The 22,513-nt window shown below is 68.1% G+C and carries 26 protein-coding genes; 11 read left to right on the forward strand and 15 right to left on the reverse strand.

Going from position 1 to position 22,513, the window contains the following annotated elements:
* Nucleotides 1-34: 34 nt before the first annotated feature.
* From OMW55_RS12105 to OMW55_RS12115, 3 genes are all read right to left on the reverse strand, one after another.
* Entirely contained in the window at nucleotides 35-580 is a 546-nt protein-coding gene (locus OMW55_RS12105; RefSeq protein WP_264883438.1) for a L,D-transpeptidase family protein, read from the reverse strand.
* 146 nt (nucleotides 581-726) lie between these two features.
* Nucleotides 727-969: a glutaredoxin domain-containing protein gene (locus OMW55_RS12110; protein WP_264883440.1), complete on the reverse strand. Its 243-nt coding sequence runs from the start codon at nucleotides 967-969 to the stop codon at nucleotides 727-729.
* A gap of 114 nt (nucleotides 970-1,083) precedes the next feature.
* Complete coding sequence (locus OMW55_RS12115) at nucleotides 1,084-1,494, reverse strand: hypothetical protein (RefSeq protein ID WP_264883441.1); 411 nt, start codon at nucleotides 1,492-1,494, stop codon at nucleotides 1,084-1,086.
* Between the two features lie 272 nt (nucleotides 1,495-1,766).
* On the opposite strand from OMW55_RS12115, the gene OMW55_RS12120 reads away from it, so the two are divergent.
* On the forward strand, nucleotides 1,767-3,695 hold the full coding sequence (locus OMW55_RS12120) for a TIR domain-containing protein (protein ID WP_264883443.1): 1,929 nt from the start codon (nucleotides 1,767-1,769) through the stop codon (nucleotides 3,693-3,695).
* 14 nt (nucleotides 3,696-3,709) lie between these two features.
* Here OMW55_RS12120 and OMW55_RS12125 read toward each other — a convergent pair whose 3' ends face one another.
* The 3 genes from OMW55_RS12125 to OMW55_RS12135 are packed head-to-tail and all read right to left on the reverse strand — an operon-like array spanning nucleotide 3,710 to nucleotide 7,162.
* Complete coding sequence (locus OMW55_RS12125; RefSeq protein WP_319950678.1) at nucleotides 3,710-4,216, reverse strand: DUF1697 domain-containing protein; 507 nt, start codon at nucleotides 4,214-4,216, stop codon at nucleotides 3,710-3,712.
* Nucleotides 4,213-4,707 (reverse strand): hypothetical protein, encoded by a 495-nt coding sequence (locus OMW55_RS12130; RefSeq protein ID WP_264883445.1) that lies wholly within the window; start codon nucleotides 4,705-4,707, stop codon nucleotides 4,213-4,215. Before OMW55_RS12130 ends, OMW55_RS12125 begins: the two co-directional genes overlap by 4 nt.
* 37 nt (nucleotides 4,708-4,744) lie before the next feature.
* Nucleotides 4,745-7,162, reverse strand: coding sequence for an ATP-dependent helicase (locus tag OMW55_RS12135; RefSeq protein ID WP_264883447.1), 2,418 nt, complete (start codon nucleotides 7,160-7,162; stop codon nucleotides 4,745-4,747).
* Between the two features lie 963 nt (nucleotides 7,163-8,125).
* Between OMW55_RS12135 and OMW55_RS12140 the strand changes: the two genes are divergently transcribed.
* The 3 genes from OMW55_RS12140 to OMW55_RS12150 all read left to right on the forward strand — a co-directional run bounded on the left by OMW55_RS12140 (nucleotide 8,126) and on the right by OMW55_RS12150 (nucleotide 10,006).
* Nucleotides 8,126-8,515 (forward strand): PaaI family thioesterase, encoded by a 390-nt coding sequence (locus tag OMW55_RS12140; RefSeq protein ID WP_264883449.1) that lies wholly within the window; start codon nucleotides 8,126-8,128, stop codon nucleotides 8,513-8,515.
* 154 nt (nucleotides 8,516-8,669) lie between these two features.
* Nucleotides 8,670-9,068 (forward strand): low affinity iron permease family protein, encoded by a 399-nt coding sequence (locus OMW55_RS12145; protein ID WP_264883451.1) that lies wholly within the window; start codon nucleotides 8,670-8,672, stop codon nucleotides 9,066-9,068.
* A gap of 41 nt (nucleotides 9,069-9,109) precedes the next feature.
* The gene (locus tag OMW55_RS12150; protein WP_264883453.1) at nucleotides 9,110-10,006 is read left to right on the forward strand and encodes an energy transducer TonB; all 897 of its coding nucleotides are present in this window, start codon (nucleotides 9,110-9,112) and stop codon (nucleotides 10,004-10,006) included.
* Between the two features lie 71 nt (nucleotides 10,007-10,077).
* Here the strand turns inward: OMW55_RS12150 and OMW55_RS12155 are convergent, their stop codons facing one another.
* Nucleotides 10,078-10,512 carry a DUF3597 domain-containing protein gene (locus OMW55_RS12155; protein ID WP_264883455.1) on the reverse strand — a complete coding sequence of 145 codons (435 nt, stop codon included), beginning with the start codon at nucleotides 10,510-10,512 and terminating at the stop codon, nucleotides 10,078-10,080.
* Nucleotide 10,513: 1 nt separating this feature from the next.
* Nucleotides 10,514-10,963 (reverse strand): ferritin-like domain-containing protein, encoded by a 450-nt coding sequence (locus tag OMW55_RS12160; protein ID WP_264883457.1) that lies wholly within the window; start codon nucleotides 10,961-10,963, stop codon nucleotides 10,514-10,516.
* Nucleotides 10,964-11,140: 177 nt separating this feature from the next.
* Here OMW55_RS12160 and OMW55_RS12165 point away from each other — a divergent pair, with 177 nt between their 5' ends.
* The 3 genes from OMW55_RS12165 (at nucleotide 11,141) to OMW55_RS12175 (ending at nucleotide 14,218) form a co-directional block, all read left to right on the forward strand.
* Entirely contained in the window at nucleotides 11,141-11,977 is an 837-nt protein-coding gene (locus OMW55_RS12165; protein ID WP_264883459.1) for an energy transducer TonB, read from the forward strand.
* A gap of 166 nt (nucleotides 11,978-12,143) precedes the next feature.
* Entirely contained in the window at nucleotides 12,144-12,905 is a 762-nt protein-coding gene (locus tag OMW55_RS12170; RefSeq protein ID WP_264883460.1) for a class I SAM-dependent methyltransferase, read from the forward strand.
* On the forward strand, nucleotides 12,902-14,218 hold the full coding sequence (locus OMW55_RS12175) for a dicarboxylate/amino acid:cation symporter (RefSeq protein WP_264883462.1): 1,317 nt from the start codon (nucleotides 12,902-12,904) through the stop codon (nucleotides 14,216-14,218). The genes OMW55_RS12170 and OMW55_RS12175 overlap by 4 nt, the downstream gene beginning before the upstream one ends.
* A 233-nt stretch (nucleotides 14,219-14,451) precedes the next feature.
* Here OMW55_RS12175 and OMW55_RS12180 read toward each other — a convergent pair whose 3' ends face one another.
* Nucleotides 14,452-15,210, reverse strand: coding sequence for a LytR/AlgR family response regulator transcription factor (locus OMW55_RS12180; protein WP_264883465.1), 759 nt, complete (start codon nucleotides 15,208-15,210; stop codon nucleotides 14,452-14,454).
* Nucleotides 15,203-16,450: a sensor histidine kinase gene (locus OMW55_RS12185; protein WP_264883468.1), complete on the reverse strand. Its 1,248-nt coding sequence runs from the start codon at nucleotides 16,448-16,450 to the stop codon at nucleotides 15,203-15,205. The genes OMW55_RS12180 and OMW55_RS12185 overlap by 8 nt, the downstream gene beginning before the upstream one ends.
* 142 nt (nucleotides 16,451-16,592) lie before the next feature.
* Here OMW55_RS12185 and OMW55_RS12190 point away from each other — a divergent pair, with 142 nt between their 5' ends.
* Both OMW55_RS12190 and OMW55_RS12195 read left to right on the forward strand, forming a co-directional pair.
* A complete protein-coding gene (locus OMW55_RS12190) occupies nucleotides 16,593-16,808 on the forward strand; it encodes a hypothetical protein (protein WP_264883469.1) in 216 nt (71 codons plus the stop codon).
* A 195-nt stretch (nucleotides 16,809-17,003) separates the two neighbouring features.
* Nucleotides 17,004-17,555 carry a hypothetical protein gene (locus OMW55_RS12195; RefSeq protein WP_264883471.1) on the forward strand — a complete coding sequence of 184 codons (552 nt, stop codon included), beginning with the start codon at nucleotides 17,004-17,006 and terminating at the stop codon, nucleotides 17,553-17,555.
* A 23-nt stretch (nucleotides 17,556-17,578) separates the two neighbouring features.
* Here OMW55_RS12195 and OMW55_RS12200 read toward each other — a convergent pair whose 3' ends face one another.
* Genes OMW55_RS12200 through OMW55_RS12210 form a run of 3 tightly spaced genes read right to left on the reverse strand, consistent with a single transcriptional unit; the run spans nucleotide 17,579 to nucleotide 19,831 of the window.
* On the reverse strand, nucleotides 17,579-18,061 hold the full coding sequence (locus tag OMW55_RS12200) for a 5' nucleotidase, NT5C type (protein ID WP_264883472.1): 483 nt from the start codon (nucleotides 18,059-18,061) through the stop codon (nucleotides 17,579-17,581).
* Nucleotides 18,061-18,429, reverse strand: a complete 369-nt coding sequence (locus tag OMW55_RS12205) for a hypothetical protein (RefSeq protein WP_264883474.1) — start codon at nucleotides 18,427-18,429, stop codon at nucleotides 18,061-18,063. Before OMW55_RS12205 ends, OMW55_RS12200 begins: the two co-directional genes overlap by 1 nt.
* Before the next feature lie 10 nt (nucleotides 18,430-18,439).
* Nucleotides 18,440-19,831 carry a Mur ligase family protein gene (locus OMW55_RS12210; protein ID WP_264883475.1) on the reverse strand — a complete coding sequence of 464 codons (1,392 nt, stop codon included), beginning with the start codon at nucleotides 19,829-19,831 and terminating at the stop codon, nucleotides 18,440-18,442.
* A 46-nt stretch (nucleotides 19,832-19,877) separates the two neighbouring features.
* Here OMW55_RS12210 and OMW55_RS12215 point away from each other — a divergent pair, with 46 nt between their 5' ends.
* Nucleotides 19,878-20,684 carry an LD-carboxypeptidase gene (locus tag OMW55_RS12215; RefSeq protein WP_264883476.1) on the forward strand — a complete coding sequence of 269 codons (807 nt, stop codon included), beginning with the start codon at nucleotides 19,878-19,880 and terminating at the stop codon, nucleotides 20,682-20,684.
* A 79-nt stretch (nucleotides 20,685-20,763) separates the two neighbouring features.
* The gene (locus OMW55_RS12220) at nucleotides 20,764-21,039 is read left to right on the forward strand and encodes an SWIB/MDM2 domain-containing protein (protein WP_264883478.1); all 276 of its coding nucleotides are present in this window, start codon (nucleotides 20,764-20,766) and stop codon (nucleotides 21,037-21,039) included.
* Nucleotides 21,040-21,124: 85 nt separating this feature from the next.
* Here the strand turns inward: OMW55_RS12220 and OMW55_RS12225 are convergent, their stop codons facing one another.
* Together OMW55_RS12225 and OMW55_RS12230 are read right to left on the reverse strand one after the other, a co-directional pair.
* Complete coding sequence (locus OMW55_RS12225; RefSeq protein WP_264883479.1) at nucleotides 21,125-21,847, reverse strand: extensin-like domain-containing protein; 723 nt, start codon at nucleotides 21,845-21,847, stop codon at nucleotides 21,125-21,127.
* 25 nt (nucleotides 21,848-21,872) lie between these two features.
* On the reverse strand, nucleotides 21,873-22,505 hold the full coding sequence (locus OMW55_RS12230) for an NUDIX hydrolase (RefSeq protein WP_264883481.1): 633 nt from the start codon (nucleotides 22,503-22,505) through the stop codon (nucleotides 21,873-21,875).
* Nucleotides 22,506-22,513 lie beyond the last annotated feature (8 nt).

Raw genomic sequence — 22,513 nt, forward strand, 5'->3', positions numbered from 1 at the left:
CAGGGGAGACGCCGCCGGTAGGAAGCTTAAAGCTTCACGCGCCGATCAGGACGGGGGTCCCCACGTCGGTGAGCTTGTACAGCTTGGCGGCAAAGGCGCTCGGCAGGCGGATGCAGCCATGACTTGCCGGCTCACCCGGATTGTGACCGGCGTGCAGTGCAATGCCGTAATTGTCGATGCGCTGCATGAAGGGCATGGGCGCATTGTCGTACTTCTTGCTGCGGTGCATCGGCTTCTTCTCCAGCACGCTGAAGATCCCGGTGGGCGTGTCCTTGCCCTCCTTGCCGCTGGAGATGGTGGTCATACCGACCAGCCGGTCGCCGCGGTAGACATAGGCCATCTGCTCGCCGAGGCTCACCACGACCTTGGCCGGACCTTCGCCGAGGTCATCGGCCCACAGGTACTGGCCGGGCGCGAGGGCCTTGGGCCCGAAGCTTTCCAGCATGTCCCAGCGGGCCGCGTCGGCGGCGCTGGTCGCCTCGATGCGGGCTTCCGCCGATTCTTCCGAAGCCAGTGCGGCGGTGGGGACCGACAGGGCGAACAATCCCGACGCCGCCAGCGCAATCGCTAGCTTGTTCATCTTGCGTCTCATTTTGTTGTTGACTTTACTTGAAGTCTTCAACGGCGGGCCTGAAAAGGCGTTCCGAATGAGTCGCGGGCGTAACTGTTGGCTTGTGTTCAGGAAGGGCGGCGCCGCGAGATCGAGCGACGCCGCATAGGTCCGGATCAGGCGTGGGCGGTCATGAACTTCTCCAGGTCGCTGCAGCCGCCGATGAGCGTGCCGTCGACCCAGATCAGCGGGGTGGTCGAGACTCCGTGCTCGGCCTTGAAGGCCTCCACCTCGTCGCGGCTTGCGAGAATGTGCTCCTCCACCTCGAAATTATTGTCGTCGAGCAGCTCCTTGGCGCGGCGGCCGTAAGGGCATTCGTGCTCGGGCAGGATCATGCGGTAGATGACTGCGGATGGCATAGCTGGTCTCCTTGGCAGGGGTCGGCGAGTCAGCGAACCGCGCGGAAACGGGTTCCGCCCCAGCCATAGGCTTGCGGTGCAGCCGCTTACGCCCGTCCGGTCGTTGCGAGTGGCTCAGAGGTCTTCGGCGGTCTCGCAGTTGTTCACGGTGTCGACCAGGGCGGCATATTGGGCCGGTGTCGTCGCCCGCGTGATGAACGGGCCGAGGTAGGCCATTCGTTCGCGTTCCAGTTCGCCGTAGATGCGGGTCCGGTCGAGCCCGAGCTCGCGCCCGCTGGTCAGGGCAGCGTTCAGGTGGTGCGCCGCCTGGCTCTCCATCAGGCCCTCCCGGGCGTCAATCTGCGTACGCGTCCGGGGATCGCGCAGCACGTGCACGGCGGCCTCGTAAGCGGCGTAGCAATGCTTCGCGCGAGCAAAGGGCGCCTGTCGGACGCATTCGTCCGTGTCGCAGCCGTAGGGACGGCAGCCGGACAGCAGCACGGCCATGGAAGCAAGGGCGAGGCTGGCCTGAGCGGACATCTTCATGGGCGACGGTCCCCTGCTGATTGGACACAAGAACCGGCGGCGCCGCTCTCGTCAACATGGCTCGGCCGCGGCCGTGATCAGCCCGGGCAACTCACCAGCATCCTGATCCGGGGCAAGCACCAGCAGCAGAGCCTTGCGCGACGACCGTTACCCGACCATCGTTAACGCGCTTTGTGTGGAAGCAGGCGAGGCGAACGGGCGGGGCATGCCTGTTCGGTCTTGCCGGTTTCCGAGCGTGTCAGTGGGGGATTGGCTCGTGTCGGGTAACGCGGATGACTGACATATTCCTGTCGTACAAGGCCGAGGATCGCCCGCGCGTCCGGCCGCTGGTCGACGCGCTCAAGGCTGCGGGGCACGAGGTGTGGTGGGATGCGCGGATCGGCGGCGGCGAGAACTGGCGCGAGTCCATCGCGCAGCAGCTCGATGCCGCCAAATGCGTGGTGGTCGCCTGGTCCGAGCGTTCGGTCGGGCCCGAGGGCCGGTTCGTCCGCGACGAGGCCGGTGTGGCGCAGGAGAGCGGTCGGTATCTCCCGATCACCATCGACCCGGTGCGTCCGCCACTCGGCTTCCGCGAGGTCCAGGCGATCGACCTGTCGGGGTGGGACGGCAATGGAGAACACGACGGCTTCGTTGCCCTTCTGTCGGCGATCGAGACCGTCAAGCAAGGCCGGCACCTGCCGTCCGCCGAGCGCGCATCGGGGCAAGCTGCGAACACTGGCCCATCGCGCCGCACGGTGATCGGTGGCGGTGCGGCCCTGGCTGCAGTCGCGGCGGTCGGAGGCTATGCGCTGCTTCGACCCACTTCCGCCAAGGCCGGCCGGATCGTCATCCTGCCCTTCTCCAACCTGTCGGGCGGCGGGCAGGATTATTTCGCCGACGGTCTCGCCGAGGAGCTGCGCGGCGCGCTGTCCCGGGCCGGGCTGGAAGTGATCGGCCGGACCAGCACGGAGGCGGTGGCGCAGAAGGACACCGCCACCATCGTCAAGTCGCTCGGCGTCAGTCATATCCTGACCGGCAGCGTTCGTCGCTCCGACGAGAAGATGCGGGTCAGCGCACAGCTGATCGCCGGCAAGGACGGCGTCCAGGCCTGGGCCGAGAATTACGACCGGGCAGTGGGCGACGCCATCCGGGTCCAGTCCGACATCGCCGAGCGGGTCGCTACCGCGCTCAGCGTCGCCGTCGGGGTGCTGCGCAAGGCAGTCGAGATCGGCGGCACCAACGACCCGGTCGCGCAGGACTATGTGCTGCAAGGCGCCGAGTTGCTGCGCGTCCAGGGCCTCACCAAGGAAGTGCTGCCAACGGTGATCGCGCTCAACCGCAAGGCGATCGAGCGTGACCCGAAATATGCCCGGGCAGTGCTGAGCGTGGGCCAGTTGCAGGCGAGCTATGCCGGCCAGTTCGCATCGGACGAACAGGACGGCGCCAGGTGGCTGGCGGATGCCGAGCGCACGATCCGGCATGGCGTCGCTTTGGCGCCGGGCTTCGGCCCGGGCTATGCAGCGCTGGCCGACCTGGATCGCGGCAGCCTGCGCTATCCGGCTGCATTGGCCGGCTTTCGCAAGGCGATTGAGCTGGCTCCGACTACCAGCAACGTGCTGGTCCGGTCATTGAACGCCCTGCCGTGGATCGGCACCCTCGAGGAGGCCGAACAAGCGGCCCGTGCCGCGGTCTCGCTCGACCCGCTGTCGCCGACGGCCTTTTCGTTGCTCACGCTTGTGCTCAGGCTCGCCGGCCGCCTGGACGAGGCGATCACCGCCGGCCGGAAGGCGGTCGAATTGTCGCCGACCAATGCCAACGCCCTGACCCAGCTGGCCTATACCTACATCGACAGCCGGGATCATGCGGCGGCGCTGCGCACGAGCCAGGGACTGTCGGACGGCGATTTCAACCGTCCTTTCGTCGCCGGCGCCGTTGCTGCAAAGGAGGGCCGGCAGGATGGCGTGGACCAAGCCATTGCCGAGCTGCGCAAGATGTTCGCCGACTATGCGAGCTACCAATACGCCCAGATTTACGCGCTTGCCGGGAAGACGGAGCCTGCGTTCGCGGCGCTGACCGTGGCGGAGCGGGTCAAGGACCCGGGCCTCATGTCGACGATGCGCGACCCGTATCTCAGATCATTGCGAGCCGACGAGCGGTTCGCGGCGCTTGTTCGTCGGCTCAATTTCCCGATTGTCGATCCTGGTATCGGCGCGGCTGGGTAGTTGGATACGCATTACTAACTGCCTCGCGCCAGCTCCGCCAGCTTCGCCACCGTGTTCATGTTCCGGGCCGTCCCCGCCTTCAACGCGGGGATGACGAGACGGCTATGGCCGAGGCCGGTGGGGTAGTGGACGATGATGGCCCGCGGGCCGAGGGCGAGCTGTTCGTCGCTTCGATGGCGGGCTTGGGCGAGGGCGTCAGGCGGCGGGTCCGCATGGAGGAAGGTGACGAACACGCGATTGCCGGGGTGGTCCGGGAAGGGGTTGGCGGCAGTGAGGGCGGCTAGTTCGGCGCCGGTCCGGAGGGTCAGCCAGATGGGCTTGCCTGTGTGGGCGGCGAGGCCGGCTTCCAGTAGCTGCCTGGCCTCGGCATCCGGTATGGGGCTGTCGAACAGCAGGTTGCCGCTGGCAATGTAGGTGCGCGGGTTGGCCAGACCGGCTTCGACGGCGATGCGGCGGAGGTCGGCCATCGGCAGTGCGACACCGGCGTTGATCGCCCGGAGCAGGGCAACGCGGGGGGTCAGCGCAGCGCCGCTTCGAGCTGGGCCTTGGTCATGCGCGAGCGGCCCTTGATGTCGTGCTTGCGGGCGCGTTCCATGAGTTCGGCCCTGGTCTCGTGCCCATCGCGGGCGCGGGCGACCTTGGCGGCGACGTCGGCGGGCTGGGCGGAGAACTGCTTGCCTTTGCGGGTGTCGGCGCGCTTGGCGGCGGTGGTGCGGGCATATTCCTCGTCGGTGAGCGCCTCACGCGCCTTTTTCGGCAGGTAGCGCTCGTGCGTCTCGCCGCTGTCCTTGCCCGACCTGGTGCCCCACTCCTCGCGGGTCCACTCGGCGAGATGATTGTGGGGGTCCTTGTTGCCGCGATAGCCACCGCCCGCCTTCTTGTACTCGGCCACCGCCAGCTGCGCCTTGCGGGCCGACCATTCGCCTTTGTCGCCGCCCTTCTCACCGGCGGTGACGCGCGCCTTGATCTTCTCCCACAGCTCGGGGTCGGTCTTTTCGGCGGTTTCGGACATGTTGCGAGAACCGGGCTGGACCTCTGCGGGTTCCCGCTCAGCCGGCGCTGACGAAGCTGTCGAGCACGCGCTTGCGGCCGGCGTGCTCGAAATCGATCTCCAGCTTGTTGCCCTCAATGAGCGCAATGGTGCCGTAGCCGAACTTGCCGTGGAACACGCGCTGGCCGAGCGCGAGGTCGCTGCGGCCCTTGTTGCCAAGGCTGATGGCGGAGGCGCGGACTTCGGACGGACCGCTGCCGTAGGCGCCGGCCGGCCGGGCGCCGCTGGAGCGGTCATCCAGCTGGGCGCGGAAGTCGGAGGCGGCGCGCTGGTAGCCGGGGCCGCGGGTGGTGGCGCGCTGGGTGCCGCCGTAGGCGAGGTGGGCGAATGGGTCCTCGCGCTCGCTCCACTGGGCGCGCCATAGGGACTCGCCGCCGGTCATGGTGGTTTCGCTCTCGATATGCTCGGGCGGAAGCTCGGCGATGAAGCGGCTGGGAATGGAGCTGGTCCACTGGCCGTAGATGCGGCGGTTGGCGGCGTGGAGGATGGTCGCCTCGCGCCGGGCGCGGGTGATGGCGACGTAGGCGAGGCGGCGCTCCTCCTCCAGGCTGGCAAGGCCGCCTTCGTCGATCGCGCGCTGGGAAGGGAACACGCCTTCTTCCCAGCCGGCGAGGAACACGACCGGGAACTCCAGCCCTTTGGCCGCGTGAATGGTCATGATGGTGACCTTGGGCTCGCCGCGCGCCGCGTCATTGTCCATCACCAGGCTGACGTGCTCGAGGAAGGCGGAGAGCGTCTCGTACTCCTCCATGGCGCGGGCGAGCTCGGCCAGGTTCTCGAGCCGGCCCGCGGCCTCGGCCGACTTCTCAGCCTGGAGCGCGGCGGTGTAGCCCGACTCTTCGAGCAGGAGGCGGGCGAGGTCGGCGTGCGGGGCGGAGCGGCCCTTGGTGAAGGTGGCCGCGTCAAAGGTGCTGCCGGTGGGCTGCAGCGCGGCGTTCTCGGCGTCCGCCAAATTCTGGGCATGCATGGTGCGCCACCGCCCGAAGTCGCCGACGAAGCGGCCGAGGCTGCGGCGGGCCTGCGGCGTGAGCTCGTCGCTGTCGAGCATCTGGGCGGCGGCGAGCAGCAGGGGCAGGCCGGCGGCCCGCGCGTGGCGGTGGATAGCGGCGACCGCCTTGTCACCCAGGCCACGCTTGGGCGTGTTGACGATGCGCTCGAAGGCGAGGTCGTCGGCCGGGCTCTGGACGAGGCGAAGATAGGCGAGGGCGTCGCGGATCTCGGCGCGCTCGTAGAAGCGGAAGCCGCCCACGATCTGGTAGGGCAGGCCGATCGCGATGAAGCGTTCCTCGAACTCGCGGGTCTGGAACTGGGCGCGGACAAGGATGGCGACGTCATCGAGGCTGCCGCCGCGGCGCTGCATGGATTCAACGTCGTCGCCGATGCGACGGGCTTCTTCCGGGCCGTCCCAGACGCCGATCACCCGAACCTTGTCGCCGGCATCGATCTCCGTCCACAGCGTCTTGCCGAGGCGGCCGCTGTTGTGGGCGATGAGGCCGCTGGCGGCGCCGAGGATGTGGGGGGTGGAACGGTAATTCTGCTCCAGCCGGATGGTGGTGGCGCCGGGGAAGTCGGCCTCGAAGCGGAGGATGTTGGCGACCTCCGCCCCGCGCCACGAGTAGATCGACTGGTCGTCGTCGCCGACGCAGCAGATGTTGCGGCGCGGCTCGGCCAGCAGCCGCAGCCAGTCGTACTGGACGGCGTTGGTGTCCTGGTATTCGTCGACCAGGATGTAGCGGAAGCGGTCGCGGTAATGCTCCAGCACGTCAGGGTGGGTGCGGAACACGGTCAGCATGTGCAGCAGCAGGTCGCCGAAGTCGCAGGCGTTGAGCGCCTTCAGCCGGTCCTGGTACTGCGCATAGAGCTCGCCGCCGCGGCCGTTGGCGAACGCCTCGCTCTCGCCCGCGTCGATGTCGGCCGGGATCCAGCCCTTGTTCTTCCAGCGGTCGATGCAGGCGGCGAGTTGGCGGGCGGGCCAGCGTTTCTCGTCGAGGTCGGCGGCGGCGATCAGCTGCTTCAAGAGGCGCAGCTGGTCGTCGGTGTCGAGAATGGTGAAGTTCGACTGCAGCCCGGCCAGCTCGGCATGGATGCGGAGCATCTTGGCGCCGATCGAGTGGAAGGTGCCGAGCCACGGCATGCCCTCGATCGCACCGTTGCTGATCCGGCTCACGCGCTCCTTCATCTCGCGCGCCGCCTTGTTGGTGAAGGTGACGGCGAGGATCTGGCTCGGCCAGGCGCGGCGGGTGGCGATAAGGTGGGCAAGCCGGGCGGTCAGCGCCGCGGTTTTGCCCGTGCCGGCGCCTGCGAGGACGAGGACCGGGCCCTCGGTGGTGAGCACGGCTTCGCGCTGCGGCGGGTTGAGGCCGCTGACGTAAGCTGGATCAGGCTGGGAGGCGGGCAGGGCGGCAGAGTCGGACACGCCGAACGAGGTAGGCGCGGCGGAACGGAACGGCAACACGGGACGTGGCCGGGCAAGCGAGCCGTTTATGCGCCATTTCCCCGTTATCCACAGGCTTGGCGTTGGCGAATCCGGTTGGCGCGAATCGGAAATCACAGCATCCTGCAAGGGTGATCGGGGGCAGCGGCCCCGGCCGGAACGGAAGGGCTCCGCAAGGAACCGGACCAGACTGGAAGGGGCTCAAAGCACCGATCTCCGCCGGCGAAGGCGCCGGAGTGGAATTCGTGAGCAGGACCAGCTTCCCCAGGATGCCGGCACCACTCGCGGAGGATCTCCGGAGAGCGATGTCGGCAAGAGGCGCCGGAAGAGCTGATCTTCCTCGTCACGCACAGCAGGGCCGGTCTTCGGACCGGGTTGGCAGGGCGCAACGAGCGATCAGTCCAAGAAGGGCCGCGGAACGACGATTGGTGGTCTGGCTTCGATAAGGAACCAGGCCCGGTCCGAGGGTCCGGACTAGCGAAGGCAGCGGCCGCAAGGACCGCCGGAGCGGCCGGGCAGGAGGACAGCCGAAGCGAAGCCGGTTCGCCCGCAAGGGTGGATGGGCCACCGGAAAGCTCCCGCAAGGAGGCTGGATGGCGAGCGACGGCAGAACCGGTCGAAGCAGGGCAGTCGCCGAAAGGCGGCCGGCCGGCGGAACCGGGGAAGGCTTCCGACAAGGGAGCGGCGATCGAAACGGACGCGACGCCTGAGCTGGTGAGCAAGGATCGTGGAAGGCGGGGGTCCCCAAGATGCCCCGCGAACAAGCGAACACCGGCAGAGCCAAGACTCGGCGCAGTGGGGGCTGGCAGCGATGCCGGCCCCCATTTCGCGTGGCTGCCGTGTTAGCGCGATCCTCGGCCTGCTTTCCGGATCTGACCGGATTGCGCTACGCAGGGCGCTTTGCACGAGGGGAGCTGGACGGTGGACCAAGCAGCTGGTCTCAAGATGGCACTGGACGCTGCCAATCATGCCTCGCCTTTCCACCGGGTGACCGGGTTCGAGGTGGCACAAGCGGGCGAGGGCACAGCGGAAATCCACTTCGCGAGCGCGCGCGAACTGCTGAACCATGCGGCGGCGCTGCACGCGGGAGTGCAGTGTGCGGCGTTGGACACGGTGTGCGGCTATGCGGCTGCGACGCTGGCGGGTCCTGTGGTCACCCTGCAGATGACCACCCAGTTCCTCAGCTCGGCCAAGGGCGAGCGATTCATCGCCCGCGGCTCCGTCGTGAAGGCCGGTAAGTCGCAGTTGTTCGCCGAGGCACAGCTGTTTGCCGTGACCGAAGAGGCGGAGAGACTGGTCGCTACCGCGGCGGCGGTCCTGACCAGGGTCGGCTAGGCGAGGAGGGCATTGCCTTCACGACGAAGCAGAGTAGCATCGCCCCTGGGGAGGAATGGGGCATGATCAAGGCTCTGCTTGGCTTGTTGATCCTCACGGGGGTGGCGGCGACGCTGACCAGCGCGCGGCCGCCGGTTGAGGCGCAGTCGCGCGGGTGAACCGGCTGTTCGAGCGCGTATCGGGCAAGGTGGCCGCGGCGGCCGGGCGCCCGTGGGCCTTCATCCTAGCGGTCGCGATCATTGTGGTGTGGGCGCTGTCGGGGCCCGTGTTCGGCTGGTCCGACACGTGGCAGCTGGTGATCAACACGGGCACCACCATCGTCACGTTTTTGATGGTGTTCCTGATCCAGAACGCGCAGAACCGGGACGCGAGCGCAATCCAGGCCAAGCTCGATGAGCTGATCCGCGCCGTGCACACCGCGCGCAACGCCTTCATCGGGATCGAGCATCTGTCCGAGCATGAGCTGATCCAGTTGAAGGAGGCGCTGGAGCGGATGGCCGGGGACGAGCAGGCCCACCACCATGCCATTGAGCGGTTGATCGCGCGCCGCTAGCCTGGGCGCCGCTCGGCTTGTTCCCTTGGTGAGGTATTGCGTTGATTGTTTCCCTCGCGCTGATCGCTGCCGCCGTGCCGACCGTGCCACCGCCGGTCATCTCCGTGCCGCCGCCGGTTACCGTCACCCCGGCGCCGCTACCGTCGCCCATGCCGGCACCCGCGCTGTTCCAGCGGGCCGTGCCGCCCACCCCGATTGGTCCGCTGCCGGCGCTGCTCAGTCCCAATGACTATCCGGCCGAAGCGCTGCGCCTTGGACAGCAAGGAACGGTCGGCGCTGCGCTGACCATCTCCGATCAGGGCCGGGTCACCGCCTGCGCGATCGAGCGCAGCAGCGGCAGCGTGGCGCTGGACGTCGCCACCTGCCGCCTGCTGCGCGCGCGGGCTCGCTTTGCGCCGGCGAAGGACGCGATGGGCGCAAGCGTTGATGGAGCGACGCGGACCACGATCCGCTGGGTCCTGCCGCCGCAGCCGCGCGTACCGCTGAAGTCGTGGGCAAGCACGGTTACGTTCACGCTGATCGACGGCCAGGTGCGGCGCTGCACGGAGGAGCGGACCAGGAATGCACCGACCTTCATCAACAATTGCCAGAGCCGCGGCACGTTGCAGGTGATCGATCAGGTGGCGCCCAAGGATGCACGTGGCCGCGAGGTCAGGTTCGTGTCCTTTGCCCGCCTGACCCCGTTTGGCGGAGGTCGCGAGGGAACGGCGCCGGTAGGCGAACCGGTGATCAACGTCGCCGCCAAGCTGGCGATCGACGCGCAGGGCAAGGTAACCGGCTGCAGTCTGCAGACCGACGATGTCCGCGGCCTGCCACAGCCGCAGCGCCGTCCTACCTGTCAGCAGCTGTTCTCCGCACCTTATGCGGTCGAGGCGTCCGGCGCCGCAGGAACGCCGACATCCGCCGTCGCGGAGATGATGCTGGTGCGGCTGCCCTGAGCGGCGGGGTGAACGGAAAGGGGCGGCGGCATTGCTGCCACCGCCCCTCCGGCACGCCGATCAGCGCAATCCTAATCTAGCATGTTCTGCGGCACTTTGCCGCCATTGGCAGCCAATTGTCGCATGGTGGCCTTGTGCAGCCAGATATTCATCTCGGCACTGCCGTCGAGCGCGCCCGTGTAGCCGAGCTCACGCGCCAGTTCCTTGCGGTTGTCGAGGCTGCTGTCGATGCCGAGCAGCTTCATCAGGTCGACGATGGAAGTGCGCCAATTGAGGTCCGGATTGCCTTTCTGCTGGGCGATCTGGGTCAGCGCCTGCTCCACATCGACGGTCTGCCCCTGCTGCGGCTGGGCGGTGGTTGCGCCGCCCTGCTGGAACTGCGGCTGCTGTCCCTGCTGCTGCAGCGGCGGGCCGCCGGCCATGCCGGCCGGGATCTGGGGCCGGTTGCCTGGACCCGGATCCTTGTGGCCGAAGATGGCGCCCTTGATCTTGTCGAACAGGCCCATGTCAGGCCTGCAGGCCGTGCTTGAGGCTGCTCACGCGGTCGTGGCCCTGGCGAACCGACTGGTAGGCGCGCTCGATCACGGAGCGGCTGTCCGCCGGCAGGTCCTGGCTGTTCAGCGCCGTTTCGAACTTCTCCTTGAGATAGTCCTCGCCGCGCTCGACCTCGTTGATGATCGACTCATCATTGCGGCCGGTGATCGCGGACTTGAGGTCCAGGAAGCGCTGGTGGGTGGCGCCCAGGAAGCTGCCATCATCCGGCGGGTTGCCGCCCAGGCGGCGGATCTCGGAGCGGAGGTCCTCGGCGACCTTGCTGCGCTCGTCGGCCATGGAGCGGAACAGCTCCTGGAAGCGGCTGCCTTCGGCGTTCTGCGCCGCGTCCTTGTAGCCGTTGATGCTGTCGATGAGGGTGGTGGTGAGGGTTTCAAGCGTTCCGACGCCGGCGGTGTCAGCCATGTGCGTTTACTCCTGTCTTGGGGTGGAAATCGTCGGCTCAACGCGCCGAAACCCAGTTTGGGTTCGCGCGGCCGGCGGTCGGCGGGACCGTCCGTCGCCCAAGCGAGCCGAAGTGATCGACAAGGGACTTAGGACAACGCAGAACAGGGTGGGGTAAGCGTATCAGGGGGAAAACACGTGATTGCATTGTCGCTCATTGTCGCGGCGGCGGGCGCCGCGCTGCAGCCGACATCCAAGTGGCAGGTCAACTTCGACGAGAACCAATGCGTCGCCAGCCGGCAGTATGGCGATGCAAATGCGCCGCTGGTCCTGATGCTGAAGGCTCCGGCAACCAGTGGCATCCTGCAGATGGTGATCTCGAAAGCCACTCCTGGCGGAGCCCGGAACGCGGCTCAGGTAGAGGGCGCACTGGCGTGGGGAACGGCGCCCGGTCACAAGATCAGTGTTCTCCGCTACGAGCCGACGGGCCGGCAGAAGCTTCGGTTCTACGTTGCCAACGTGCCCAAGGCGGACGTCGATGCGGCCATGGCAGGGCAGGCCAGCGAGCTGTCCTTCTCCATCAAGAACGTTTCTGGAGAAGCCCCGGTGACCGGCTTGCACGCAAGGCTTGCCGTCCCGAGCATCACGTCTGTGCTGCAACTGCTGAACGAATGTGCCGAGAACCTGCACCGCCATTGGGACCAGGGCAGCGACCCGGCGGCGCCGCTAAAGAGTCGTGCGGCGGCCACGCAGCCGTTGCCAAGTCTGTTCGATGGCGACCACGATTATCCGGATACGGCGCTCTTCGGCGATCAGAGCGGAACGACGAGTGCGCTGCTCCTGATCAACGAGGAGGGCCGAGTTGCGGACTGCACCCTGACGGCAACGAGCGGGGTAGCGTCACTGGACGCCAGAACCTGCATGATCCTGCGGGAGCGGGCCCGGTACCGGCCTGCGGTGGCGGCCGACGGGAAGCCGACCCGCGCGATCGACGCGGCTACGATCCCGTGGGTCAACCTGGGGCAGGTCCCCTGATACCTGCGAGGCTGCGTGGCGGGACGATCTTGACCCTTGGAAAGGCGGCGAGGGTTGTGGATCATGCCCGCATCCGCTGGACCATGCCTTAAGGCGCACACACTCCTGCCGACTGGAACGGCGGGCGCGGTCGGGCTACCGCAGGGGAACAGGGAGGATTTCAGCCATGCGCATAACCGGTCCGCTTCTCGCCTTCGCCATGCTCGCGGGGGCCGCTCCGACCATTGCGGCGCCGACGCCGACCATCGCCAATGCCGTCGGCGCGACGGCCGCGCGCGATCCCGACAACGTCAAGCTGGACGCGAGCCGGCGGCCGGCCGAGCTGCTGAGCTTCTTCGGGCTGAAGCGGGGCATGAAGGTGCTCGATATGTTCGGCCTCAACGGCTACTGGGCCGAGATCACCGCGCCGGTGGTCGGCCCGCGCGGACGGGTCACCGTGTGGCAGCCGAGCCAGTTCTATACGGCGACCGCGCTGGAGAAGTGGTCGACGGGTCCAGGCAAGCAGCCCAACGTGCAGGTGATCGTCAGCCCATTCCAGGCTCCGGAGTGGCCGGCCGCGGCTTATGACTTTGCGCTGATCAACCTCGACTACCACGACGTCTATTGGGAGAGCACGCAGCGTGGCCTGCCGCGAATGGACCCGGCCAATTTCACCCGGCGGTTGTACGCGGCGATGAAGCCGGGCGGCGTCGTCGGCGTGGTCGACCATGTCGCCATCGCCGGCAGCGAGCCGCGCCAGAGCGTCGAAAAGCTGCACCGGATCGACCCGGCCGTGATCCGCGCCGACTTCGAGCGGGCCGGGTTCAAGCTGGAGGCGGAGAGCCCGCTGCTGCGCAATCCGGCCGACAACCATACGCTGCTGGTGTTCGACAAGGCGATCCGTGGGCAGACCGACCGCGTCGTGCTGAAGTTCCGTAAGGTCCGATGAGCGCGGTGGCCGAGCAGCCGACGGAGCGCCCGAAGAAGGCCGGCGGCGGCGCGTGGCTGATCCTCGCAATGCTGCTGCTCGGCCTGGTGCTCGGCATCGTTGCCGGGCGCTCGGGCGACGGCTGGCGCGAGCCGCTGGTGCAGGCCGCGGGGCTGGTCGGCGGGCTGTGGCTCGATGCGCTCCGGATGACGGTGATCCCGCTGGTCATTGCCCTGCTGGTCAACGGCATCGTCGGCAGCGCGGACGCCGCCCGCGCCGGCGGCATCGCCGCCAAGGCAGTCGCCTGGTTCATGGCCTTTTACGTCTTCTCGGCCGCCGTAGGCGGGTTCGGGATGCAGCTGCTGACCCAGGTCTTTCCGCTACCCGCGGAGGGTGCCGCGGCGCTGCGGGCCGGGCTGGCCGGTGTCGACCAGTCGCAAACCGCGGCGGCGGTCCCGAGCGTGGCCGACTTCTTCAAGTCGATCATCCCGCCCAACCCGATCGCTGCCGCGGCCAACGACCAGATCCTGCCGCTCGTGTTCTTCACCGTGGTATTCGCCTTTGCTCTCGCCCGCGTCGCCGAGGAGCGGCGGCGGGCGGCGCTCGGCTTCTTCGAGGCGGTCGGCGATGCGATGCTGATGGTGATCGGGTGGGTGCTGTGGCTGGCGCCGGCCGGTGTGCTGGCACTGGCCTTCACGGTCGGTGCGGGGGCGGGCGGATCGGCGCTGGGCGCAGTGGCGCACTATGTAGTGTTGGTGTCGCTGCTGGGCATCGTGGTGCTGGTCGCCGCGCTGTTGGTCGGCATCCTGGTTGCGCGGATCCGGCCGGGTTTGTTCCTCAAGGCGATCGCCGGGCCGGCGGCGGTGGCAGGATCCACCCGCTCGTCGCTGGCCTCCTTGCCGGCCATGCTGACCGGAGCAGAAATCCTCGGGGTGGACGAGCGGCGGGCCGACATACTGCTGCCGATGGCGGTGGCGCTGTTCCGGGCGACCGGGCCGGCGATGAACATCGGCGTGGTGGTCTATGTCGCGCACTGGTTCGGCATCGCCATTCCGCTGCCGTCCTTGCTGATCGGGATCGCGGTGGCGGCGATCGCGTCCATCGGCGCGGTCAGCCTGCCCGGGCAGATCAGCTTTATCACCTCCATTGCCCCGATCAGCCTGGCGATGGGCATTCCGATCGAGCCACTGGCGCTGCTGATCGCGGTGGAGACCATTCCCGACACCTTCCGCACGGTGGGCAACATCGTCGCCGACCTGGCGGTGACAGGCGTGATCGCGCGGAGCGAGGGCGACGAACTCGTTGGGGGCAGGGCAGCGGCCGACCGCGCCTGACCGTTTGTCGATTGGTCCGGTCCGGGCAGGCGTCCGTCCGCTCGCCGACATCCAGCTATTGGCTCGTCGAGGCGGCGTGGACCGGTGGTGGCGGCCTTCGTAGCAAGGCCAGGCGGCGCGAGGGCAGGACCTTCCTTCTTCTCCCGAACCAGGAGGGGCTCGCGTCGCTGACCCACCTCATCCCCATGAGGCGGAAAGTCCGGCCGCTGGCAATCCTTTCGAAGTAGGGAAGGTCAGCGGCCGGCAATCGCTCGGACGCTGTCGGCGTAGAGCCGTCCGACCGGCTGCTCGGCCCCATCCGCCAGGCGCGCGATCCAGCGGCCGGAAGGGTTGCGCTGGAAGCCTGTGATGAAGTCGCGCCGGACGATCGCCGAGCGGTGCAGGCGGACGAACAGCTCCGGGTCGAGCCCTTCCTCCAGCGCCGCCATGCTGTGGTGAATCAGCCAGCTGCGCGGACCGACGTGCAGCCGCATGTAGTCGCGCTCGGCCGAGACCCGGTCGATGTCGCGGGATGCGATGCGGACCAGGCCGGTCAGGTCCGACGCCCAGAACTCTTCCAGGTAGCGGCCCCTGGCGAGGGCAACGGAGGCGGCCGGCGTCGGCTCGGACGTGCTCCGGCGCAGGTGCTCGCGCGCACGGGTCAGGGCGCGTTCGAGCCGGGCCGGGTCGACCGGTTTCATCAGGTAGTCGACCGCCGCCACCTCGAATGCCGCCACCGCAAACTGGTCAAAGGCGGTGACGAACACCACTGCCGGGCTGGGCTGACGGCCAGCCATGGCGCGCGCCACGTCGATCCCGTCGAGGCCCGGCATCGCGATGTCGAGCAGCAGCAGGTCGGGGGACAGCGCCTCGCTCATCCGCACGGCGCCTTCGCCGTCGGATGCGGTGCCGACCAGGTCGACGCCCTCGCAGCGCGCGAGCAGCAATTGAAGGCGCTCGGTGGCGAGCGGTTCGTCGTCCACCACGAGCACTCTTAGCGGTTGGTCATCCATTCGTGCCTGGGTCGCGGTTCAGGGGCAGGGTCATGACTACACGATAGCCGCCTTCCGCCATTGGGCCAAACGAACAGCTGGATTCACGGCCGAAGCGTGCGGCGAGACGCTGGCAGACGTTGGTGAGGCCGACGCCGGTGCTGCACGGCTGGTGGCGCTGGCGTGGCGACTTCAGCGCGGTGCCGCCGCTGTTGGTGATCGTGATCTGCAGGCGGCCGGGATACGGCTCGTTGGCCTCGATCCGCAGGGTCACCTTGTCGCGGGTGGCCGACACGCCGTACTTGATGGCGTTCTCCACCACCGGCTGCAGCACCAGGGCAGGCAGGCGGGCCTGGCCGAGGTAGGCCGGGACGTCGATCTCGACCTTGAGGCGGCGGGGGAAGCGGACCTTCTCGATATCGAGGTAGAGCCGCTGCATGTCGATCTCCTCCGCCAGCGTGACGTCGGCGGTGGCGTCGAGCGACAGGCTGCTGCGAAAGAAGTTGGACAGCTTGAGGATCATGGTCTCGGCCTCGGCCGAGCGGCCGGCCATGACCAGGGAGGAGAGGCTGTTCAACGTATTGAACAGGAAGTGCGGATTGACCTGGTAGCGGAGCGCGCGGACCTGCGCCGACTGCGCCGCGCTTTCGGCCAGCGCGGCGCGGCGCTGCAGGGCCAGCGCCTGGGCCTGCGACACCGCCGCAAGATAAAAGGCGCTCCACGCAACAAAGAAGAACAACCAGATTACAGCCGTATCAGCACCTAGGCGGAAGCGGTCGCGGTTGCTGAGCTGATTGACCTTGGGGAGCGTCAGCACCACGGGATCCGCGGCGCGCCGTTCGATCCGGACCTGCTCGCCCTTGGTGATCACGACGAAGCCTTCGCGCGCTTGGAAGCGGAATTCCTCCTTGCTGCTGCGCATGTGCCCTTCGGCTGCCATGAGCATCGCCGACAGCAAGGATGCCGCAATCAGGGATGTCACCCCTGCGACCACTGCCTTGCGACCGAGGTCCGGCTGCGGTGCAAATAGCTGAATAGCCACATAGATGCCGAAGGTCAGGACGGTGCCGACCCCCAGCATGACCAGCTTGTTGAGAAGAAACGTTGCGGGATCGTCACCGAGAAAGGCGCGGGCGACGACCGTCACTGTGTAGGCCAGCCAGAACAGGATGATCAGTGAAGTAGCCCGCTTCCAGTCGGCGAACGGTCGTTCCTCGCGCGGCGCGTGGGCCTCCGCCGTTGCGTCCACGTAGCGAAGCATGTTCATCCGCATGATTGTGCGCTTTGCGGCCGGTCGGTGCAACGCCCCGCCGTCCGCTTGCCGAAGCGCGATAGCCGCCCGTCGAACGGAACGGGCTGCGACGGGCAATCGTTACGGCAGCAAGACCCAGGAGGGATTTCCCGTGACCGACACCATCGACCCGCAGAACTGCCCGCCGCCCGTCATCTCCGCCGACCCGGAAAAGGAGCTGGAACGGCGGTTGCGCAAGAACCCAGACGACCTGGATGCCAAGGCCGACGTCGGCAGCGATGAGTCCATGGACGCCTCCGACCCACCGGCCGCTGCGCAGCCAGGCCAGAACGACGATCCGGTGCCGTCGTCAGGGTTTCCGGAATAGTTCCACGGTCAAGGTGAACTTCTCGATAAGTTGCATTTGAGTGACAGACAGGCGGCTTGCGACAAGCTGCTGCAGTCCGTCCTTGCTGACCGACCCGCCCTCTGGCTTCATATGAACGGGGGGCGAGCCCATGGTTAAGCTTTGTGCAACCAGATCAAAGCCATGGTCCCGCCGAGCGTAAAGGAGTGTGGGGTCATGGGCACACAGAACAGCCAGCCTGCCGGTGGGGCGCTGCTGCTGAGCGAGATCAAGGAATTCGCTGCGTTTCCCAAGTCGACCCAGCGCTACCTGCGCCGGTCGCTGGATGTGGCATTCGGTCGGCGGGACGCGCTCGGCTGCTGGGCCCGCGACGAGGCGGAAGCGGCGTCGATCCGCGCGCAGAGCCGCATCTACAAGCAGCTCGATGCGCTTCGGCTGCAGATCCCTGATGACAGCGGCCTGGACACCATCGACCCGTTCATGGGCCAGCTGATGACCGTCACGGCCTTCGACCTCGGCCAGGACCGGGTGCCGAACTTCGCCGCTTATCGCTTCCTCTACGAGCGGCTGCTGGGCGCGGCGGTGCGCCCGTGGCTGCCCGCCGCGTTCTGCGCCGCCGCCGCGCTGCCGCACCTGCACCCGGACCGCCGCCGCAGCCTGCTGCAGTCGATCAGTGAAAGCGCGGCGACCGCGCCGGGCTGGTCGAACCGGGAGCCCGTCTTCTGGCCCGAGTGGGTCGAGAAGGTCGACGTCGCCGCGGCGGCGTAGCATCAACGGGTGGGCGCTGGTTTTCAGCGTTCCACCGTTGGGTATATCCGGGCGAGTTCGTCGAGGCTGGCTCGCGCGCTGGTATGATGGATGAAGATGCCCCCGGCATCCTCCCACGCCGCGCGGTGGCGCAGGGTGTCGTCGACCAGCACGTCCGCGCCTGTCATGTGGCGGTACTTGTCCCGCGCCATGCAGGTGATGATCGGCACGCCGGGGAAGTGCTCGGCCGCCCAGCGAACCTTCTGCGGAGCCGCCCAGTTGCCGAGCGGCAGGCCGGTGAGGATCGTCGGCTTGAGGTGCGCCACGGCGTCGAACAGCTCGCGCGCATCGGGCATCTCGGGCAGGGTTGCGTAGAAGTCCTTGGCGCGGGTCAGTTCGCGCCAGAAGGCGCGCTTGCCGTGTCTGGCCTCGAACTGTTGGACGCCCATGCCCAACACCTTGCGCGCGCCCGCGTCGAAGTCGGCCAGCACGCCGTCGCAATCGAGGAACAGGTGCGGTTCGGCCATCAGAAGCGGGCGGGGGTGAGCGTCACCGGCACCGGGTGATCCAGCTCCTGCCAGCCGCGCTGCTTCAGCACGTCATTGCTCTCGCGCGCCTTGCGCCCGGGCCCAAGCGACCAGGTGATGTGGTAGGTCGAACCGTCCGGCCGGTCCACGCTGCCATCGATGGTGACCACCATCGCCTCGACGCCGCTTTCGTCATCGGTGCGCCCGACGATGCTTGCCTTGACCTCGGCCGGCACCTGCTTGCCGCCGACTTCCAAGGTGACGTGATCGGCAACCGCCTGCTCGTAGCGGGGCGGGTGTCGTTCAAGCAGCTGCTCGCGCTCGGAACGATCGAGCTTCCAGCCAGTAACGGTGCCGGGTTTGGCCATGGCCGTTCAATCAGCCGCGGCGCTCCAGGTTCCGCACCAGCTCGGCGGTGAACTCGCTCAGCGTGTCGTCGCGGGCGCCGAGGATGGCGATCGTGTCGCCTTCGCGCGCTTCGGTGAGGAGGCGAGCGCCAATGTCCGAACGGGCCGCGATGTGCTCCGCGGTGCCCCCGGCGGTGCGGATCGCGTCCGCCAGCCAGTCAGACCCGCGCGAGCGGTCCACGGTGCCGCCCTGGTAAACGGGGTCGCTGAGCAGCAGTAGGTCTTGGCGCCGCATGCCTCGGGCGAAGGTGGCGGCCAGTTCCTCGCCCATCTTGGCCAGCGGCCCGTAGCCGTGCGGCTGGAAGAACAGCAGCAGCCGGCCCGACCGCGCGGTGAGGGTCGCCAGTGTGGCGGCGATCTTGTCGGGGTTGTGTGCGAAGTCGTCGATCACGGTGACGCCGGCGGCAGTGCCGACCGTCTCCAGGCGGCGCTTGAGGCCGGTGAAGCGGCCCAGCGCCTCCGCCGCGTCGGCCAGCGGAACGCCGAGCGCACGCACGGCCGCGAGCGCGGCAAGGGCGTTGGATGCGTTGTGGCGACCCGGCAAGGAGAGGGCGACCGGGTAGCTGCCGCCGTCGGCGCTGGCGGTGAACCGGCTGCCGTCGGGCGCGAGTTCCAGGTCGTGCCCGCTCACCGCCGCACCCGGGCTGTCGAAGCCGTAACCAGCGACATTGGGCAAGCGTTCTGACAACAGCCGGCTTTCGGGATCATCAAGGTTGACGACCGCTGTCGCCGCCCGATCGAGAAAGCCGCCGAACAGCTCGCGCAGTTCCGCCATCTCCTTATGGTCGAGGCTGACGTTGTTCAGCACCGCCACTTGCGGCCGGTAAAGGGCGATGGAGCCGTCGCTCTCGTCCACCTCGCTGACGAAGAGCCCGGCGTCGCCGACCAGCGCGCTGGCAAACGGCGTGTCGGCGGAAACGAAGTTCTTCATCACCGCGCCGTTCATCACCGTCGGGCGGCGGCCGAGCGCGTGGAGGATCCAGCCGATCATGCCCGTGACTGTGGACTTGCCGCTGGTGCCGCCGACCGCGACGCTGCTGCCCGCGGCGTTGAGCAACTCGGCCAGCAGCTGCGGCCGGGTCAGGTGCGGAAGGCCGAGTTCGCGAGCGCGGACCACATCTGGGATGGTTTCTTCCACGGCGGCGGAGGTGACCAGCGTCGTGCCTTCGGCGAGGCCCGACCCGTCCTGTGGGTAAAGCGCGATGCCAACTGAGCGCAGGAAATCGAACTTGGGCGTCAGACGGCCGGCGTCGAGCGCGCGGTCCGAACCGGCGACGGCATGGCCCTGCGCCCGGACGATACAGGCCAAGGGGAGCATGCCGCTGCCGCCCACGCCGCAGAAGAAGTAGCTGGATTCACTCATCGCAGCCGCCCTATTGGGCACCGGGGCACAAGACAAAGGAAAAGCCATGCGGATCGCGGTTGTCGCGCCGAGTTGCCCGTTGAAGGCCGAGGCCGCGGAGGCCGTGAGCGCGATCGTCGCGGCGCGGGGCGATGCCGAGTTGGTCGTTAATCCGCAATGCTACCTGAGCGACGGCCATTTCGCCGGCTCGGACAGCGAGCGGCTGGCGGCGCTGCGGGAGGTCATGGTTGATCCGGCGGTGGACGCCGTGTGGTTCGCGCGCGGCGGTTACGGCTCAAACCGGATCGCGGAAGCGGCGGTGCGGGACCTGCCGGACGCGGCGCGATTGAAGACGTTCCTCGGCTACAGCGATGGTGGCTTTCTGCTGGCGGCGCTGCATGGCGCGGGCTGCAGGGTGGCACACGGGCCGATGCCGCAGGACGTGCTGCGCGCTGGCGGCGAGGGGGCGGTCGGTCGCGCGCTCGACTGGCTGGTGCGGCGCGATCCTGGAGCCGTGGAGGGGCAGGTCGCGGGACCGGCCTTCGCATTCAACCTGACCGTGCTATCCTGCCTGCTCGGCACCGCGCTCGAGCCGGACTTCGCGGGCCGCGAGCTGCTGGTCGAGGAGGTGGACGAGGAGCATTATCGGATCGACCGGCTGATGTTCCACCTGACCGGCAGCGCGGCGGTGCGGCGCTGCGCCGGCATCCGGCTGGGTCGCTGCATCGTGCCGGAGAACGATCGGCCGTTCGGCAGCGACGAGGAGGCGATCGTGCGCGATTGGTGCGGCCGCTCGGGCGTGCCTTACCTCGGCCGGGCGGACATCGGCCATGATGCGGCCAACAAGATCGTGCCCTTTTTCTTGGGCGTTTAGCGCTTTTTGGTCACCCAACAGGCTCTTGCGCAGCGCTTCGCTTTGCGCTCTATCGATTGCGGAACAACAGGAGGGCCTAATGGCAAAAGAATCGAGCGGGACTGGTCGTAAAGCAGGGGGCGGCCTGGCTCGTCCGGTAACTCCGTCGCCGGACCTCGCCGACATCGTCGGCAAGGATCCGCTGCCGCGCAGCGAAGTGGTGTCCAAGGTGTGGGACCACATCCGCAAGAACAACCTGCAGAATCCGCAGAATAAGCGCGAAATCGTCGCTGACGACAAGCTGAAGAAGATCTTCGGCAAGGACCGCTGCACCATGTTCGAGATGAACAAGCACCTGTCCAAGCACCTGTCGTAACCGCCGGCCGCAAGGCTACGCGAACAGGAAGGGGACTCGCCGGGGGGCGGGTCCCCTTTCTCGTGGGGGCTCCAGTGAGTCGACCTTAGCGGCAGGCGCGCCAGCCGCCCGGACCGCGATAAGCCGTGTCGAGATGCAGGTGGTCGCGGTGCGCGGCGTTGTAATCGGGTGACAATACGGTCGTAAACAGGCGGCAGGCGCCGTCCCTGGCATCGCGCAGAAAGGCGGCGTCCTGTCCCGATCCGGGCCAGTCGCGCAACACGGAAACGGTGCGCCCGTCTGTGAGACGGAAGCCCAGAATATCGACGGCGTCGGCAGTGGCATGCTCCGACCAGGCCCCGCTTGCTCGCCCGTATAGGCGACGGCAGCTGAAGCTGCCCGCATGGCTGAAGGCGGTGACGCTGGTTCCGAAGTGGCGGCGGGCGGCCGGCTGAACCACCCGCTCGTCCCACAGCAGCAGGGCGGTTGCGACCGGGCAACTGGTGACGAGGCCGGCCGGCGCGAAGCCGCCCTGGCGGGCGTTGCCGCCGGCGAGGATCATGCCGTCGTCGTAGCCGCAGGTCGGCGCCGGGCGGCGCGGCGGCGCCGCGCGGTCGCGGGTGCCGGCCGCGGCCAGCAGCGCACGGCATTGGGCCGGTGCTTCGCCCAGGGCGGCGATCTTGCCGGCGGTGAAGCGCCCGACGGGATCGTCCAGGCGAAGCGCCGTCCACGGCAGGTCCTGCGGGCGGCGGTCAAACCGGGCCTTGAGCTCGATCACGGCAACGGCCAGGACACAGAACAGGAGAAACCAGCGGACGGCGCGAACCATGGCGGCCGAACGCTTGGCGGCTGGTTCAGGCCCGCATGGCCGTGTCTAGCCGCTCGCGAGTCACCGGATAGCCGAGGTGATCCGGGATGCGTAGCCACTGCTCGCCGCCGTCCTCCTCGACCCACGGGGTGATGGTCTCGACCGGAATCGCGCGGGCGTGGGCCTCGGCCTCGGCGAAGCTGCCGAACTGCGCCAGCCGCTCCAGGTTGCGCAGGGTAGGGAAGATGGCCCTCGCCTCGCCGCGCGCGATCTGCGCCAGGACCTCGGCCGCCGCCAGCCACTCCGCCCGCTCGCACTCGCCCGGCTGTGGACGCAGCGGGCCGGCATCGGCCGGGCAGGGCGCAAGGAAAAAGAAGGTGTCGAAGCGGCGGTGGTGGCGGAAGTTCGGCCGCCAGCGGGCGAACGGCACCAACGCCTCGGGTATGACCTCCAGCCCCGTCTCTTCCCGCGTCTCGCGCACCGCGGCGATGCGGGCGGCGTCGACCAGGGCGCCGCCGTCGGTCCAGTCCTCCGCATCGATCCGGCCGCCGGGAAAGACCATCGCACCTGCGGCGAAAGCCATGGTCCGCGGCCGTTCCACCATCAGCAACTCGGGCGGTCCGCCCGGACGGTCGCGTATGACCACCAGGGTCGCCGCGGGAATGGCGTCGTCGCTCATGCCGCCGA

The sequence above is a fragment of the Sphingomonas arvum genome (assembly GCF_026013565.1).
In the GTDB taxonomy this organism is placed as follows: Bacteria; Pseudomonadota; Alphaproteobacteria; order Sphingomonadales; family Sphingomonadaceae; genus Sphingomicrobium; species Sphingomicrobium arvum.